Origin of the sequence: Microcoleus sp. T3_B1 (genome assembly GCF_036700445.1) — a bacterium.
Taxonomy (GTDB): domain Bacteria; phylum Cyanobacteriota; class Cyanobacteriia; order Cyanobacteriales; family Microcoleaceae; genus Microcoleus.
Map to the genome: position 1 here is coordinate 51257 of NZ_JAUBOX010000022.1, position 17101 is coordinate 68357.

13 protein-coding genes are annotated in these 17101 nt (G+C 44.4%); 4 read left to right on the forward strand and 9 right to left on the reverse strand.

Annotated elements, in window-relative coordinates; translation table 11 throughout:
- Nucleotides 1–897 precede the first annotated feature (897 nt).
- On the forward strand, nt 898–1254 hold the full coding sequence (locus QT990_RS14460) for a hypothetical protein (RefSeq protein ID WP_333144299.1): 357 nt from the start codon (nt 898–900) through the stop codon (nt 1252–1254).
- Nucleotides 1255–1633: 379 nt separating this feature from the next.
- Here QT990_RS14460 and QT990_RS14465 read toward each other — a convergent pair whose 3' ends face one another.
- Nucleotides 1634–1978, reverse strand: a complete 345-nt coding sequence (locus QT990_RS14465) for an NAD(P)H-quinone oxidoreductase subunit M (protein ID WP_332954908.1) — start codon at nt 1976–1978, stop codon at nt 1634–1636.
- Between the two features lie 223 nt (nt 1979–2201).
- Between QT990_RS14465 and QT990_RS14470 the strand changes: the two genes are divergently transcribed.
- Nucleotides 2202–3401, forward strand: a complete 1200-nt coding sequence (locus QT990_RS14470; RefSeq protein ID WP_333144298.1) for an AAA family ATPase — start codon at nt 2202–2204, stop codon at nt 3399–3401.
- Nucleotides 3395–4015 (forward strand): DUF4276 family protein, encoded by a 621-nt coding sequence (locus QT990_RS14475; RefSeq protein ID WP_333144297.1) that lies wholly within the window; start codon nt 3395–3397, stop codon nt 4013–4015. The genes QT990_RS14470 and QT990_RS14475 overlap by 7 nt, the downstream gene beginning before the upstream one ends.
- 60 nt (nt 4016–4075) lie before the next feature.
- On the opposite strand, the gene QT990_RS14480 is transcribed toward QT990_RS14475, so the two are convergent.
- A complete protein-coding gene (locus QT990_RS14480; RefSeq protein WP_333144296.1) occupies nt 4076–4597 on the reverse strand; it encodes a hypothetical protein in 522 nt (173 codons plus the stop codon).
- A gap of 283 nt (nt 4598–4880) precedes the next feature.
- Nucleotides 4881–6848, reverse strand: coding sequence for a pentapeptide repeat-containing protein (locus tag QT990_RS14485; RefSeq protein WP_333144295.1), 1968 nt, complete (start codon nt 6846–6848; stop codon nt 4881–4883).
- A gap of 25 nt (nt 6849–6873) precedes the next feature.
- Here QT990_RS14485 and QT990_RS14490 point away from each other — a divergent pair, with 25 nt between their 5' ends.
- A complete protein-coding gene (locus tag QT990_RS14490) occupies nt 6874–7671 on the forward strand; it encodes an ion transporter (RefSeq protein ID WP_333300837.1) in 798 nt (265 codons plus the stop codon).
- A gap of 290 nt (nt 7672–7961) precedes the next feature.
- On the opposite strand, the gene QT990_RS14495 is transcribed toward QT990_RS14490, so the two are convergent.
- The 6 genes from QT990_RS14495 to QT990_RS14520 all read right to left on the reverse strand — a co-directional run bounded on the left by QT990_RS14495 (nt 7962) and on the right by QT990_RS14520 (nt 17052).
- Nucleotides 7962–8831, reverse strand: coding sequence for a hypothetical protein (locus QT990_RS14495; protein WP_333144293.1), 870 nt, complete (start codon nt 8829–8831; stop codon nt 7962–7964).
- 242 nt (nt 8832–9073) lie between these two features.
- Nucleotides 9074–10447 (reverse strand): ATP-binding protein, encoded by a 1374-nt coding sequence (locus tag QT990_RS14500; protein ID WP_333144314.1) that lies wholly within the window; start codon nt 10445–10447, stop codon nt 9074–9076.
- Nucleotides 10448–11160: 713 nt separating this feature from the next.
- Entirely contained in the window at nt 11161–12516 is a 1356-nt protein-coding gene (locus QT990_RS14505) for an ATP-binding protein (protein ID WP_333144292.1), read from the reverse strand.
- Between the two features lie 710 nt (nt 12517–13226).
- On the reverse strand, nt 13227–13793 hold the full coding sequence (locus QT990_RS14510) for a hypothetical protein (RefSeq protein ID WP_333144291.1): 567 nt from the start codon (nt 13791–13793) through the stop codon (nt 13227–13229).
- 82 nt (nt 13794–13875) lie between these two features.
- Nucleotides 13876–15441, reverse strand: a complete 1566-nt coding sequence (locus tag QT990_RS14515) for a hypothetical protein (protein WP_333144290.1) — start codon at nt 15439–15441, stop codon at nt 13876–13878.
- Nucleotides 15442–15675: 234 nt separating this feature from the next.
- The gene (locus tag QT990_RS14520; RefSeq protein WP_333144289.1) at nt 15676–17052 is read right to left on the reverse strand and encodes an oligosaccharide flippase family protein; all 1377 of its coding nucleotides are present in this window, start codon (nt 17050–17052) and stop codon (nt 15676–15678) included.
- Nucleotides 17053–17101 lie beyond the last annotated feature (49 nt).

Genomic DNA, 17101 nt, shown 5'->3' on the forward strand with positions numbered 1-17101 from the left:
CTTATAGGACGGCTTTACATTGAATTAAATCCCCTTTCGGGGTCGGAGAGGGAATTTTATGCAACCTCTCCGATTTTTGGGGAATGGTTGCCCCAAACTCCCATTTCTGGGGTAAAGTTAGCTTCGACAAAGTTATAAAGGCTTGCGCCGGCTAGCAGCACTGTCGAGCGTGACCTTAAGACTGTTTAACCACTAGCGACAGAGCAAGGGACTAGCTTCGCATCAAGCGGGTGTCGTGACCTAAATAACGTAGCTATTTAAAGCTTAGTCTGGTCAGAATGGCCTGTTAGATTTCTCTTTCAAGCCTCACGCCTGATAGCTGAGGTTTCTGACGCTGTTTTCAGCATATTCCTGATAGCGGCAATTTCCGAAGAAATCGCAGCACTCAAGGGAATGGAGATTTTAGACTAACTCTAATGGTATGATGCAGCTAGGTAGAAATCACCTGAGCCGACAGGTATAAATAAATATCACTTCTCGGTTTTCTCGCGAAGGGTCATCTGTGCCTCGCACCCTAGTTTCGCAACAGAAGTTAAATTTAACCCTACCCAAAGACGGATACAGGCCCGCAGATTCATCTGTGGAGTCAATCTAAAATCTAAAATCTAAAATCTAAAATCAACTGACGGATGCCAGCCCCCGACAGGAATCGTGGACAGCAAAAAAAATTAGATATTAGTTCAAGCGCCCAGATTCATCTCTGGAGTCAATCTCAAATCTAAAATCTAAAATCTAAAATCGACTGATGGACGCAAGCCCCCGACAGGAGTCGTGGAGAGCAAAAAAAATTAGATATTAGTTCAAGCCCGCAGATTCATCTGTGGAATCAATCTAAAATCTAAAATCTCAAATCTCAAATCGACTGACCGGCCTCTGCAAGCTGTTGAGTATTGAACCATGCACCCACATGAACCCAGCGCCTTTCCCAAGAATTTGCCCGATCCGAAGCTGCCACCTGCTGTTGAAATAGACGAAATACTCACTAGCATTCAACATTCTCACAGTTTCTATTACCAAGTGATGAATCTTGAGGTTTGGGCACTGGTGGAAACCTTGGATGGGATGTTTCCCGGCGCTTGGGGTCAGTTTATGGCCAACCGCCAAGTCGCAGTTAAACAGTTTTTGGAACGAGATCACGTTCCAAATTCTCGGGTTGATGCTGGGGAGGCGGGGGAGAAGTCCGAGGGCACTCGGAAGAAGGAAGAAGCCGGGAGTCAGGAGTCAGGAGTCAGAAATAAGCAGGAAGAAGAATAAAAGCAGATTTTCTCAATTCTCCCCATCTGGGCCTTTCCTTGGTATCGAAGTCTAAATTCCCCTCAATCCCCAAAGCGAGAGAGGAAACAGAACCATCTTTTCCCCCGTACTCCCAGGGCGGTTTCATTCTCACCAAAAACATGAATTTTGTAGGGGTAGTGCCCCCGTGCCTACCCCCGACCTAGACAATTCGATCGGCAGTCAGACCAAAAGGGCCGGCACGGGGAGTAGGGGTAGCACGGCCCCTACAAGAAAATGAAACCGCCCTGCGGTACTCCCCTGATTAAGAGAAGTAGGAGGGATCGAAACTCAGCTACAAGCGACATTTATTATGGGTTTCAATCTTAAGTTGACATAAATGCCGATCGCCCGATCGCCCTTACAGGTGAACTTTGGAATCAACTTGAGGCAAGCCCATGCTGTAGTTAACAGCGCGGCCGTTGAGGTTGTAGCTGATTTGGCCTTTTTGGAGGAGCGATCGTACCAAGTGTTCCAACTCCGAACCGATACGGCGGAGGTTGTACTCGGTCAAATCTTCGCCCTCGTAGGCGTCTACGAGTTGGTCGAATTTGGCATATACCTGTTTGACAGACTCGTCGTTCCAGTTAAGTTCGTTATCTGGGTCAATGTCGAGGGTCAAAAGGTCGTTGCTGGGGACGAGTTCGTTATCTTCGAGGATGGCGGTGTATATGCGAATATGGCGGGTTGTTGACTTGAGCTGCATGAGTTCTTATGTGTAAAGATTTTTTGCTGAATTAATTGTAATGGGTCACAGACCTTTGCAGGAGAGTAGGTCGCCTGTTGTGCGATCGATCGGCATATCTCACTCCCCCTCCGACTTCAAGGCAAAGACTTGGAATCGGTAGTTTTGAGACCTAGTTAATTCAAGACTAAAAACGAAAGCTTTCGTAAAGTATAATAATCCAGAATTGGCATAGGAGGACAAGGTGGAAGGCAAGAGATTTATTCACTCCCTGCAACTGCAAAACTTCCTTTCCTATGGAAGTGAGGGGGAAAAAATTGAACTGCAACCCCTGAATGTATTGATCGGTACTAACGCATCCGGCAAATCTAACTTAATTGAAGCGATGGGAGTGTTGAAGGCAACACCTACCGACTTACTTGCTCCGATTCGTCAAGGAGGTGGTATCAGCGATTTTCTGTGGAAAGGTGAAAAAGGTACTCCCACAGCAAAAATTGAGGCTATTTTAGATTACCCAGAACGAACGATGCCACTGCGCTATCAAATTAGTTTTACCGCAGTCGGTCAGAGACTTGAAGTAGTGGACGAAGCTATAGAAGATATGGCACCGCGCCATAGTTCTGAAAGCGGGCCATTTTTCTATTACCGTTATAGCGATCGGGGTCGCCCTGTTATCAATGTTATAGAGGACAACGAGCAACAAACAAGAAAGCTGCGGAATCTGCGACGAGAAGATATCATTCCCGATCAATCTATCTTATCTCAAAGAAAAGATCCCGAACAATATCCAGAACTCTCATATCTGGGAAATAAATTTGCCGACATTGGTTTATATCGTAACTGGCAGACAGGGAGAGATTCAATATCTAGAAAAGCTCAGCAAACTGACTTGCCAGAACATCCGCTTTTAGAAGATGGTGGCAACTTAGGACTTGTTTTAAACAACTTACAGTATCAATTAGGAAGCAGGCAAATTATTGAAAAATTAAAGCTGTTCTACGATGCAGCCGAAGAACTGAGTATCAAGATTTATGGCGGTACTGTCCAGATATTCATCCGCGAAACAGGATTAACTCAGCCAATTCCCGCAACTCGTTTATCAGACGGTACGCTGCGTTATTTATTCTTAATAGCTTTACTTCTAGATCCAACTCCCCCGCCACTTATTTGTATTGAAGAACCGGAGATTGGCTTGCATCCCGACATTCTGCCTGCTGTTGCTGAAATGTTGATCGAAGCCTCACAGCGCACACAATTGATTGTGACAACCCATTCCGATGCTTTAGTGTCGGCTCTGAGCCCTGAGTCAGTGTTAATATGCGATCGGGATGATAGAGGAAGTCACCTGAGCCGTCTCGATCCCGAACGACTGAAAAAATGGCTGGAGAATTACAGTTTGGGAGACCTTTGGCGGATGGGAGAAATCGGGGGCAACCGATGGTAAAAGAGGTTCGCATTTACATCGAAGGCGGCGGCGATGGCAAGAATACAAAGCAATTACTTCGAGGAGGATTTAGCTTTTTTTTCAAAGAACTTGTGGAGGTTGCCCGCAGCAATAAAATTAAGTGGAATATCACTGTTTGCGGTTCCCGGAATAATGCTTTCAGGGATTTCAAGAATGCTTTGGCAGATCACCCAAATGCTTTTATCATCCTTTTAGTTGACTCAGAAGCCCCTGTAAAGCAGCCGCCTTGGGAGCATTTGAAGTCGAGGGATAAGTGGGATTCGCCGCCTGGGGTTGATGAGACTCATTGCTATCTCATGGTTCAAGCAATGGAAGCTTGGTTGATAGCTGATATTGATACTTTAAAAAGATTTTACGGGCAGGGATTTAAAGAAAATGCGATTCCTAAAAATATTAATGTAGAGACGATTGAAAAGGATTTGTTAGAACCAAGTCTGAAAGCAGCTAGCCGCGACACAAAATCGAAAGGCGAATATCAAAAGATACAGCACGCTTCCAAGCTGTTAGAAATGTTGGATGTTGACAAGGTTCGCAAGGCTTCTTCAGAGTGCGATCGTATTTTTACAACTATCATCAAACTCATGGAGGATTGAAGCGATGAAAGTAGCCAAGGGCGCGAAGCAAGACAGGGAGAAAGGGAGGGTGGGCGATCGTCAATTTCTCGGAATTCCGAAATTTTTCAGTTGTTCGGCAGTCCAATTTTTGTAATATTCAGTTTTCTCTAAAGCATCGGAAGCTGGCTTCAGCTTAGAATTTACTTGAACAGTGAAGCCCGGATAGGGCATCCTCCTAGTATGAAGCCCGTCAATATTAAAATCTTCTTCGGGATGGATGTGAAAAGCCAGCAAGCCCAACTCTGAAATCTGATTATTCAATTTGTCTATCAATTCTTTAGTTTCTGGCGCACTAATTGCAGTTTTTTCAGGATTAATTACTACCATTATTTCAAATTCCGAATTGTAAAATTCATAAATGGATTTCATTATGGCAGAATCGCGATCGAACTCAGTCAGTGCAGAAAACCGCTCGATTTTGAATAAAATTTGATTTGCCAAGCGTGCCTTTTTAGCGAAGGGACAAATCGGTAAATCGCTGAAAACTGGATGCGGCAACTCGACAAACTCGGTCATCCATCTGAGGGTAGATTCTATAATTTCCGTGTCAGATTCATTCATGGAAAATCTATGTATTTGATCTTTAATACTAATCATAATCTATTTCTAAAGCGATGCACACCCCACTCTTGGTATCAATTTAAGACTGAAAGCCATAATAAATGTCACTTCTATCAAAGTCTCGATCCCCCTAAATCCCCCTTAAGAAGGGGAGTAGGGGTTGACTTTGAGAATGCTCTTGTCCCCCCCTTGTTAAGGGGGGCTAGGGGGGATCTCCGGGTCAAGAAAACACGCCCTGCTCCTGCCATTTCTAAGGACTCAATTGGTTACTACAAACATTAATTTATTCGTGAATTGTGCCATCTGGCATAATTGCACCTGCGAGTTTTGCCTTTTCCAGATTTACCGCCCCACTTAGATTCGCTCCCTTTAGGTTGGCTTTTTCTAGGTTTGTATTATCCAACTTTGCCCCGCGCAAGTCTGCCGAAGTTAAGTCGGCTCCACTAAAATTTCCAAAACTAAGGTTAGCCCCACACAGATTTCCTTCACTTAATATTGCTCCGCTTAGATTACATTGTTGAAGAGTTCCACCAACCAGATTAACTTTGCTCAGATTAGCACCACTAAAATTTGCATAACGTGTTTCTGCATTTTTCAGATTCGCTCCACTCAAATCTGCCGCAGTTAGGTTAGCACCCTCTAAATTTGCCTGCATCAGGTTGGCTCCTATCAGGTTTGCTGCCGTTAAGTTGGCACTACTCAAATTTGCTTCGCTTAAGTTGGTTTTATTCAAATTAGCTTGCAGGAGTTTTGCACCCTGCAAATTTGCCTTAGTTAGATTTGCACCACTCAAGTTAGCTTCACTCAGGTTGACATAACTCAAGTTACGACGAGCTAGGTTTGCTTCTTTCAGTGAAACATTAGGAGCAATTAAGCAAGCACCTGCTTTAACAGGGTCAAAGCCTCTGGGGAAGACAGTCTGTGCGTTGTAAAGAGCTTGTTGAAGTTTTGATCCTTCGAGGTTTGCCCCTTCAAGGTTTGCCATTAATAGGTTAGTATCACTTAAGTTTGCATTACTCAAATCAGCCTTCATCAATTTTGATTCCCTCAAATTCAACCCTGTTAAGTTTGCTTTACTGAGGTTTGCCCTGGTGAAGTTGGCCCCCGATACGGAATGAACACTACTGAGATTTACCCCACTCAAATTAGCTTCACTTAGATTTGAGCATTGCAGATTTACTTCACTTAAATTTGCATTTATGAATTTTGCTTTCTCTAAGTTGGCTGAGGTGAGATTGGCTGTGTGAAGGTTTGCATGACATAAATTTGCCTCACTCAGGTTAGCGACTGATAAGTCTACTCCAGCGAGTTCTGCACCGCTGAGATTAGCGCCACTCCAGTTAACTTTGGTCAGGGATTTGCCGCTCAGATTTACTCCGGCTAGATTAACTCCCGTAAAATCTCGTTCTCCCTGATTATACCGTTGTAAAAATTCCTCAGCACCGATCGCTGGTTCCAGATTTTCTAGTGCAGAATTATCTATTTTTTCCTCTTCCTGAGATTGCACAGTATCCGCATTTACAGGAGTAGCCATCGGCTGTTCTACCGCTTCGCTAGATACTGGAATCGGTGTCTCCTCGATCGCCTCTTCGCGCAATAACCGATCCACGCGATCGCTAAACCGCCTCACAACCTCAGCATCATCAACCTTCTCAGCAGCATTCGAGCTTTTCTCAACCGCATTCTCAACATAATACTTGTCTACAAAACTTTGCAACCCAGCATTATATCCCTGTCCTACCGCCTGAAACCTCCATTCGCCATTCTTCTTATACAAACGTCCAAATTCTAAAGCTGTTTCTTGGGAAAAAATCTGATTTAAATTGTACCGAACCAATTCGCTAAGAGTTTCTCGGTTGTAAAGCCGGATAAAAGCATTTGTAACTTGACTAAAACTTTGATTTTTTTCCTGTCCCTCGTGAATAGTCACAACAAACACAATTTCCTGAATCGCCGAATTGATTTTACTCAAATCCACATAAACCGTCTCATCATCTCCGTCTATTTGCCCAGTCGCGCTGTCTCCCGAATGTCGCACCGCACCGTCGGGGGAGGTCAGATTGTTGTAAAATACAAAATACTTTTCATCAGGAATCCGACCGTCCGCCGCTAACATAAAAACAGATGCGTCAATGTCGCAGTTTTGTGCTGTCTGGCTGACTTGCCAACCCAGGGCGATCGCAATTTTACTGAAATCAGGAGTTTCTTTAGAAAGATTGAACCTTTCACCCTTAGTTAATTCGATACTCATATGCGATAATTCCCTTACCTCATAAATGGTATTAATTATCTCATCTATGTTAACCCGATCGCAAATTGGATTTTATCTCGAAGACATCGAAACCCCAATTGGCAGAACCGTCAATTTAACCCTTACCGGACTCATTCTTTTATCTTCCGCCAGCTTCATCGCCGAAACTTACCCGCTTTCCCAACCTGTTAGAATTAATTTCCAAACTCTCGATACTGTTCTTTTAATCGTTTTTGCAGTTGAGTATTTATTGCGGCTGTGGTGTGCCGAAAATCGAGTTAAATTTATTTTTAGTTTTTTTTCAATTATTGATTTGCTGGCAATATTACCATTCTTACTGGGATTTGTCAACGTTAGTTTTATCCGAATTTTTCGCTGGTTTAGAATTCTCCGACTCATCCGCTTTCTGGAATTGAAAATTTCTATTTTCCGCATCAGCAGCGAAGATGGAGTGATTTTTGCTCGGATTTTGTTTACTTTGCTGGCAATAATTTTTGTTTATTCTGGTTTGATTTATCAAGTCGAACATCCGACAAATCCCGAAAGTTTTGGAACTTTTTTGGATGCTGTTTATTTCTCCGTTGTCACCATGACCACCGTGGGATTTGGCGATGTTACCCCGATTTCGGAATCAGGTCGTTTTCTGACTATTTTGATGATTTTGACGGGAATTGCTCTGATTCCGTGGCAATTGGGGGATTTGATTAAACAATTAGTTAAAAGTGCTAATCACGGAGAAGCTGTTTGTAAAGGTTGCGGTTGGTCTGTACACGATGCTAATGCTAGATTTTGTAAAATGTGCGGCAGTCAGTTAGATATCTAAGTCGCATAATTAATGTTTTACCTCCGATTTTAGAAAGGTACAGGAATTACGCATTATCAGGATGTAGCAAGATTTTGAGAGTGCTGCACGACCAACGCTTGGCGATAAAAATACGTTACTTTTGCGTAATTACTGAAGGTAGATAAAAAAATATCAACTAGGAGAAGACTGTAGAAAAAATTGCTAACTCACTTTGCACTCGCCAAACAACACCCCAGGTGGTATCAATATTCCAGTGATTTTGTGGCTGTGGAATTTGGCGATTGCTAATTAAACGAGTCGCCTTCCCTTTACTGGTTTCTGAAGATTATCCGGCGCCATCGTCCCACAAAGATTTTGAAACGATCGAGCAGTGGCGGTTTGGGATAGCCGTAATACAGATCCCAAGGGTGAAAGCCAATCTGTTGGGGTCTACCAGTATTTAGGAATGAACTAATGTCCTTTCTGGCGAGGTAGCGATCGCGAATCTGTCGCAGTTGCTCTCCCCATAAATTAACATGAAAAACAGTCCATTCCGGCGTTTCCCAGCGAACTAACATATATCGCTGATTCTTTTCCAAAAAACTCTCGATCGCGGCCTCATTAGCAAATCGAAGACTTTCTTTAGTGTACAGAGCATTTTTTGCTACAGGGCCGTCGAATTTTTTACCCACATAGCTATCAATTACCTCTATCCATTCAGTCCCTCGGAAAATTGAAAAATTGTTGCTGAACTTCTGAGTTTTTGAGTAACCAGGCTCTAGCGACTGCATATCTGGCGAAGGAAAAGAACCTGTAAACCCAAAGCAGTTATATTTTTGAACTGTTTGCATTACCTCATCCAGCCAATTCTCGTGACCCTTGCGATAGGGCAGAGTATCGAGTTTAGCGAGTAAAATCCAATCTGTTTTAGCCGCCTCGATCGCCACGCGTATACCCTCTGCATCTGTCTCGCCCACCGATCTCCCGCGCAAGTCTACATACACGATCTCGTCAATCAGCCCTTCAGCCAAAAGTTCATGATAAATCGGGGGCGGTTTATCAGCAGGCGACACAGCGAAAATTACTTGTTTTGGCCGCCCCCCCAGAAAAGATAGCCAGTCTTCAAGCACTTCGCGCACCATAATCTGACTGGTACTGAAAGTGCAGAAGGTAAGATTGTTAAAAATAGATTGATTCATTACTTCACCTTAATCATTGGCTACAGCAACGCTCTTCGATCGGCAAGTGCTGTTTTTCCTAGGTCATAGACCAGCAACAGTCACAGCTAGTCTTAGCTGATCTTAGTATAGACTTACAAATAGTATTTAGCTATAGCAGCAAGCTATTGAAATAGACAGAGGGTTGTCTGTGCTTTACGCTCAATATAAATATCTGCTCGCTCGCACCTGAATCCCGGCATCTGGGCGCTCGCACTGCGGGATCATAAGGGCAACAAAATTTCAAACTCGGTGCCAATTCCCAACTCCGATCGCATTCTGAATGCACCGCCGTGTTTGCCCGTCACTATTTGATAGCTAACTGCTAAACTGGTTTCTTTGAGGGCGCGTTTTTCCGTAGAGAATGATTCTATGATTTTTTTGTACTTACTAGGTGACATTCCTGGCCCGTTATCTGCTATGCAAATCGAAACCCACCGAACATGAAGTTTGTCTAAATCCGGCGCAGGTTCGGGACAGCAGACTTGAGTGGTGATTTCAATTTTAGGCTGGCGATCGCACTCTCTAAGTCCTCCACCTTTGAACTCTTTCGCCAATTCTTGACCGACTGCTTCGTTAATTAATGTATGAATAGAATTGGTTAAGATATTCATAAATACTTGGTTTAGCTGTCCTGCATAGCATGGGACTGGTGGCAGGTAGCCGTAGTTTTTCACTACTTGGATTTCCCTAGTCAAACGACTTTTGAGCAGCAAAAGTATGCTGTCTATGTTGGCGTGCAAGTCGGTGGGTTTGGGATAAATATCGTCGATGTGGCAGAAGTTTTGCAAACTGGTTGCCAACTTGCTCAAACGTTCTGCACCTGATTTGATGCTGGCAACAGTTCGGAGAAAATCGCTTTGCAAAAAGTCATAGTCGATCTCTTCTTTGAGCCGTGCTATTTCCGGCGGGGGATCGGTACAGTATGCGTCGTAAACTGAGAGCAATTCCATCAAGTTTTTGCTGTAGTCGCTGACGTAGGTTAAATTCCCCCAGATAAAGCCTACCGGATCTAAAATTTCGTGGGCGACTCCGTTGACTAAACGCCCTAAACTAGCCATTTTTTCGCTTTGAATCATTTGAGTTTGGGCTCTTTCGTAGCGGACTTGAGTTTCTATGCCACGAATTTGCCAGTACGCGATGTTGAGTGCGTTAGGGTCTAAGAGTCGGTAAGATTGGGAGTCTATTTGGACGACGATCGGTTCTGGCTGCAATTCGGGCGATCGACGCAGAGCTTGTGGGGCTGCTGCCAAAATAGTTGTACTCTCTGCAACCAATAATATTTCGACGCGAGCGTAACTGTAGAGAACTTTTAGTGGCAGGTGCAAAAATAGCTCAGGGCCTTGGGGTTTGAGCAAATATTCCAGCAGTTGCCTGCGAGATATCATGCCAGCAAACTCTCCTGCTTCCATCAAGACGACTCCCGGCACTAGGGGATGCTGTTCAAACATTTCGGCAACTGCCACGGCCAAGCAGCTCGATTTTACCTGAAATTCATACAGGGGCAAATCCCAGAGGGTAGATTCTAGGGAAAGATCTTGATGGCTGCCTTCGGAGAGTGAAGGGCCAATGAGTTTGGAACTGAATTTATTTGCCACTGGAACTTTTAGTTGCCGAAACGCTGGGAAATTGATACTCCCCAGGGCTGAAGCCACGGGGATTCTTGAATGAATCCGAAAACTCTCAAAGGCGTTATCAAAGCACCTCTATACGCTCAAAACAACTACCACTACAAAGGGTATTGCAATTGCGCTTACTTTTAAATTGTGTTTGCTTTCATAATCCATCACAATGCCAGATAGGTACGCTTCACACTCTGCCATTACTTGTCAGTTATACAGGCTTACTACTCCTTAAGGAGTGTGGTGGCTCACTGTGCCGGGATTTCTCCGATACTAGAGTGTTTCAACACGTAGATGGTTGTTTTACTTACAATCTAATTCTAACAATACTCCGGACAGTTTTTGGAACGATACTACAAGCTTACGCGGGGCAAGGAGCCTAAAAAAGTCGAATTAAATGTAAGTCAGGCGTGGAGCTGACATTGATTTAATTATCCACAGGGGCTGCGAAGTCAAGCGAGTATAAGCCATTGGGCCCTATAAAAACTGTCCGGACTATTGATTCTCAAACAACCTTTCAATCAGTTGTATAAAGAAATATTGAAGGCGGTTGAAACCGAAGCCGACTTCCTCCCCGTGTCTAAAGCCAGGGGCTTCCGTCTCGTTCTTCGGTGAATTGAGAACCTACTACTAAGCTAGCCTATCACTTCACTTTTCTGAGCGAACCACCGAGAATATTCTGAAGTTAATCATGTTGTGCCAACTAGAGGCAGGAGAATTTCAAATTCAGTGTTCTTACCTGGTTGCGATCGCATTCTCAGTTGGCCGCCGTGCTTTTCTGTGACGATTTGATTGCAGATAGCCAGCCCCATACCGGTGCCTTTGCCCGCTGGTTTAGTGGTAAAAAAGGTGTCAAATATCTGCTGGTGATTTTCTGGGGGAATGCCGGGCCCGTTATCGGCAATGCAAATTGCCACCCGCTTGCCGTGTTCGGTTTCTATAACTTTAGTGGTAATTTCGATTTGGGGCTGCCAGTTGTCCCGGCACGGGGTGTGTGTTTCTCGATCGGCTGCGTACTCTGCCAGGGCGTCTAGAGCATTAACTAACAAATTCAAAAACACCTGACTCAACTGTCCGGAGTAGCCGCTAACTAGCGGCAGTTCGCCGTAATTTTTAACCACTTCTATGCTGTTTTTAAAGCGGTTTTTCAAAATTAACAGCGTCATCTCCACGCATTCGTGAATGTCTGTCTCGGCTGGTTTTGTCTCGTCCATGTGAGAGAAGTGGTGCAGCCCGTTAACTATTTTTAGCAATTGCGCGGCTCCCAACTCCATCCCTTCTAAGGTAATCGGCAAATCTTCTTGTAAAAAATCAAATTCAATTTCTTTTTTAAGGGCATCTATTCGGGGAGACGGTGCCGAATATTCTTCTTCATAAACGGACATTAGCTGAAGCAAGTTTTCAAAATAGGACAGCAGAAAAGTTAAATTTCCCCAAATACAGTTCAGCGGATTTCTGATTTCGTGGGCTACTTCTGCTACAATCCTCCCCAAACTCGCCATTTTTTCTGTTTGGATGAGTTTGGCTTGGGTTTGTTTGTGGAGTAATTTATTTGTTAATTGGTGAATTCTTGATTGAGCGACCATTAATTGGTGTACGTCTAACAGCTTGTAGGTCTGGGGGGCTATTTCCACTACTACCGGTTCGTAAATTAATTCGGCTGATCTGTAAAGACATTCCTGGGCTGCTTCTACTATTAATTTACTCGCGGGAAGTACGAGTTCCTCTGGCCTGGCAAACTTGTACAGCACCTCTATTGGTCGCTTGAAAAACATTTCTACTCCGTAGCGGCAGTTAACTTTTTCAAAAAATAGACGCCTCGATATTATGCCGACAAAATTCCCCCCATCTGTCAAAATGACGCCGGGAAGCATGGAATTTTCTTCAAAAGCCTGGGCTACTTCTTTTGCCTGTTGAGTTATTTCAATTTGGCAGTTGGAGAGGGGCAGGTCTAGGAGAGTTGATTCTAAGGAGATGTTCCAAGTACAAAATTCAGGTATATGCAACACTGATAACTCCGAGCTAGTCTCACGCACAGCAAACATAGATGAAACCCCTGTTAAATATTGTATTAATGGACAACTTAAGTTGCTATTAATTCGTAACTGGTAATTGGTAGCGGTAGTTGCTAATTTGTCAAATTACAAGAGCACCCGATGGGAAAACCCGATCGCAGTAGCATTGTCTGCTAAAGATTTTGTTTCTAAGTTAATATTAAACGATCTAAGCTTTTGTGTAACTTACGGAGTAGGCACTTTAAACTTTTTACCATGATATACCTGCGATCGCCTGTTTTCCGAAAATTTTTAATATTTATAACTAATTATTGTGATAAATTATACCATTTTTCCAGTGAGAGAAGGGAATTGGAGAACCGCGAGCGGGTTATCAGTGAATATACGGGCATCCTTCAAGGGTTGGAGGGCCCGGATTAGCCATCGTCCAAGGGGCTTGAGGCTCGAACGGTCCAGACTGGGGCCCAGACCAAAATCGGCAGATTGTACAGCAGAAGGAAGTTCGGCCACGGATTCGCTTTCTTTGGATGTAACCGAATGTAACGGATGGAAGGCTTTAGTTATCTAGGAGAGAAGGAAGAAGCAATGTTCCGCAAGGGTTTGTGGAATTAAGAACGTCCTAACCGTCGGCCACAGTTCCTATACCACTCAAAAGAAATGCAACTTTAGGCAACTTCCGAACCTCAATAGTCATCAGTTTTTTGGAATCTGCAATCTGCAATCTGCAATCTGCAATCGTCTTAGGGTTCCACCTCCGGCCAGAGGCGTTCTAGCTGATACCGCCAAGCCGCGAGAGTATTTTCGCGAGACTCTCGCCCTAGTTCCATTTCACCCATCAATCCCTCTGCGTAGAAACGGTCTAAAGTCTGAAGGGTAGTTTCGACAGACTGTCCCTGCATCTTCGCAGCTTTGATGATTTGACGGATGCGGTTTTCTATCAAACCGTCGAAAAAGTCAGACAAACCTCTCTCTTGCAAAGCCAGCAGTCTGGCGACGGCGGCTGAGAAATCGGCAGCCGCGAGTGTGGCACAACTGTGCTGAAATACTCCCCACAAAACGTTTTGATGTAAGGCGTAGCGAGTTTCCAGGGTGGTGTCAAAGTTAGCTTCTAGGAGTTTATCAAAAAATGGTTGAGCTTCCTGGGCATCGGCGATCGGCAGCAAAATCCGCAGCCAACTCCCGTCTTCTGAAAGGAGGACTAACAGGCGAAATTTGGGGGTTTCTACTTGCCAAGAAGTGGCAGCAGGCATCTCAACACTGTCACCAAATAAGTCTTTAAGGGTATTGCTAATTTCTTCGGGAGTCATAATGATTTTAGATTTTAGATTTTAGATTTTAGATTAGTCACCAGTGATTAGTCAGCAGTGCGATCTCAAATCTCAAATTGGTTTATGGTAGCCAGCGGGGGTGATAGCCGGCAAAGGGAAGTTCTTCTGGCTGTACTTTGGCGGGAGAACCGTCTGCAGGTATTTCTACTAAGGGTAGCAGCCAGAGGCGGCTGGTGGCGATCGACTGTCCACTATCGTTGCGGGGACTGTCTGCTGCTGAGGGAGTTGCTGCTGTGACTGATTGGTCGAAAATTAATGCCAGCCCGTCGGGAGATAAACTGATTTGGGTATCTAATTGGTTGGGCAAAATCAGCAGCGGTTTGATGGTTCCTACCAAACGAGTACCCTCTTTTTTGAGGTCGATGGTGGCGATGAAAGGCTGTTCTTTGTAGCTTTCTGTTTTGAGGCGTTGGGCTAACAAACAGTAGAGACGCTGAACTTGGTTGTCTTCGTTTTTGCGGGGGTCGAAATAAACGGCCATAATGCTGCCGGGAATACGCAATATTTCTTGTTCTACACCTTGGTTATCTAAGATGAAAAGCGATCGAGTAAAGTCGCTGTTGTATTTAACATAGGCGGCGGCGGAGTTGTCGCGGGCCATGCCCAATACTTGTTCGTATTTTGGCAAAAATTCTACTGGGTCTGCTTCCGGTTTGAGGGGGACGATCGCTAATCCTTGTTTTTGAGATATTACCATCGATTTGCTGTCGGGGCGAATCATAAAATCTCCGCCTTGTTCATTTTCCAAGGGTCTGGGCGGCACTTTTTCTTCCAAAATCCAAGGACTGAAATCGCCGGGATTGCGGCGGTTGACGCGCTGGACAACTATGATTTTTCCGTCGGCTGAGAGGTCGAATTTGAGGTTTTGGTAATCTTTGGAGTCTAAGATTTTGTCGATTCTACCGGCTGGGTATTTTTGTTGAGTTCCTGATCCCGATTGGGGGTTGAGGCCGGTGGTGACTGTGAATAGTTCTTGATTGAGAGTGCCGCGAGTACGGGCGATCGATCGATCTGTGGCGGAGAATAAAATGCGATCGCTCTCAGGATACGGTTTAAAATCGGTAACGACTAAATCTTTGGGAGTCAGCGGTATCGGTTTCGAGTCGCTGCTGGTGAGATTGACTAGCATTAATCTGCTTTCTGTTTCGCCTTGGACGCCGATGTAAGCAAAAGCTCGATCGCGGCTGCGAAAGGAACTGCTAAACGGTTGCATTAGCGTTCCTTTATTTTGGTTTTTTTCTCCGAAATACTTGTCGGTTGCTCCAGCGAGTTTTAATGTGTAGGTAACGCCGTAGGGTGCTGGATCTTTGAGGGTGTAAGCCATGCGCTTTCCAGCCCAACTAAATTTACCGGGGAGGGGGGGTTCTAGCTTTAAGTTTTCCTCGACGGTGGACTGGTTCATCGGGCGAAAGAATGTGAGGATAAAGCCGGTATCTTCGGCGCCGATTTGTTTGTTTTCCCAGGTAAATTCTCGCACTCTGGGTGCCGTGCGATCGCCGCTAAGCAGCAGCAGCCCTATTAAGACGCTCAGCACTAGCATGAGGAAGATGGCCGTGCGGTCGATCGGCTGTTTGAATGGCCCAATAGCGAAGGGTGAAGGATTAATTTTTTTCTTAAAAATACTCACCAATCTTTCTCTCCTACTTTCTGCTGAAAATTAACTGCCCAATTTTACCTGTTAAATTTTACACTTATGGTCCCATTCCTAACACTCAAAAAGCCATTTTTTTACCACAGTAAATTGCTGCAACGAGTTATTTTCCGTAACAAACCTAGTTTTTGAAACTTGTGGTGCCTCCAGGACTGAATGCAACTTAAGATATTAACTAGGTTGGACACGCGGCACTTTCAACAGGTTTGTTTACTGAAACAGCGGATTGATTGGGATTAAATCCATCGGTGATATTTTATCGATCGGCAGATCCAAACCAAAAGCCACTCTACACCAAATTAGAATAGCTAGCACCCCTACAAACAGTGCTGTTAATTGAATATCCTGCCAAAAACAAGTTAGTCCTTCTCGCCACAAACCGTAGTTAGTTACTGCATAGGTAGGAAGGTCGCCGAGAGCTATAGCAATCACCGCACCTAAATTACCTTTTAAGTGATATCCCAGCGGTATACTTATACATAGATTCACTAAAGTCAGCAGATTGCCCATAGCTTGGTACTGAGACTTTCCTACGGCTAACAGACAAGAACCCATCATATTGTAGAGTGTGGTGTGCCAGATACCTAAAGCCAAGATAGGCATCATCCAAGATGCCGCCGCATACTCTTTCCGATACAGTATTAAAATTAACTGATCTCCGAAGCTCACAAAAATTGCTAAACCTACCGCTAACGGTATTAGAAGTAGCTTGCGGTTTTTCAGTATCTTGGCGCGCAACTCCTCCCGTGGCAACTCTGCTAGCAGAGAAATTGAGGGAAAAATCACCTTGCCGCTAAGGGCGAGGATTACTTGGCGCGGCATATCGCCGAGAGTAAAAGCGATGCCGTAAATGCCCAACATTGTTAAAGTAAATATTTTACCGAGGATGAGTCTATCGGCTTGAGAACACAAGAAAGACAAAGCCGTAGACAAAAATATCCATTTACCATAAGAAAATACTTCTTTAGCTGCTTCTTTATCCCAAGCAAAACGGTTTGACTTGCCAGGAATTAAAAAATGGCTCCATACTAACTCGACCAAACTATTAGTAAAGACGCCGGCGAGGATCGCCCAGATGCTGCGATCAAACCAGGCCCAGACAAGCATCGCTGTAGTAGAAGCGATCTGTAGGCCCAACTCAAAAAATACTACTCTCTTGACTGCCATCTGCCGGTTGAGGCTGGATGTAGCAGTCGAGTTGAACCCTCCTATCACGCAAGTTATACCTATTACTGGAATCAACCACAGGAGACGGTCATCTCCATAAAAAATAGCAACAGGCTTGGTAATTATAATCAAACAAATCCAAACGAAAAAGCTGCGAATGACTTGCAGTGTCCAAACGGTATTGAGAAATTGAGGATCTTCCCCGCGCTTATTTTGGATGATGCTTGGGCCTAGACCTATGTCTGAAAATAAGTTGATCCCTACGATGAAAACGTAGGCTAGACCTACCAGACCAAATAGTTCGGGCAAAAGCAGACGCGTCAGGATTAGGTTGCTGCCAAATCGGATAATTTGACTGCTTCCATAGCTGACGATCGTCCAGGCTGCACCTTTGATTGCTAATTTTTTTCCTGATGACATATACTCAGAATTTATTTACTAATGACGAGTGTAGTTGCTGAATTTGTTT

Bases quoted from the DNA above. Each gene is read 5' to 3' on its own strand.
- QT990_RS14465 (WP_332954908.1), bottom strand. From the start codon at position 1,978: ATGCAGCTCAAGTCAACAACCCGCCATATTCGCATATACACCGCCATC.
- QT990_RS14460 (WP_333144299.1), top strand. From the start codon at position 898: ATGCACCCACATGAACCCAGCGCCTTTCCCAAGAATTTGCCCGATCCG.
- QT990_RS14490 (WP_333300837.1), top strand. From the start codon at position 6,874: ATGGTATTAATTATCTCATCTATGTTAACCCGATCGCAAATTGGATTT.
- QT990_RS14520 (WP_333144289.1), bottom strand. From the start codon at position 17,052: ATGTCATCAGGAAAAAAATTAGCAATCAAAGGTGCAGCCTGGACGATC.
- QT990_RS14475 (WP_333144297.1), top strand. From the start codon at position 3,395: ATGGTAAAAGAGGTTCGCATTTACATCGAAGGCGGCGGCGATGGCAAG.
- QT990_RS14505 (WP_333144292.1), bottom strand. From the start codon at position 12,516: ATGTTTGCTGTGCGTGAGACTAGCTCGGAGTTATCAGTGTTGCATATA.
- QT990_RS14480 (WP_333144296.1), bottom strand. From the start codon at position 4,597: ATGAATGAATCTGACACGGAAATTATAGAATCTACCCTCAGATGGATG.
- QT990_RS14510 (WP_333144291.1), bottom strand. From the start codon at position 13,793: ATGACTCCCGAAGAAATTAGCAATACCCTTAAAGACTTATTTGGTGAC.
- QT990_RS14495 (WP_333144293.1), bottom strand. From the start codon at position 8,831: ATGAATCAATCTATTTTTAACAATCTTACCTTCTGCACTTTCAGTACC.
- QT990_RS14485 (WP_333144295.1), bottom strand. From the start codon at position 6,848: ATGAGTATCGAATTAACTAAGGGTGAAAGGTTCAATCTTTCTAAAGAA.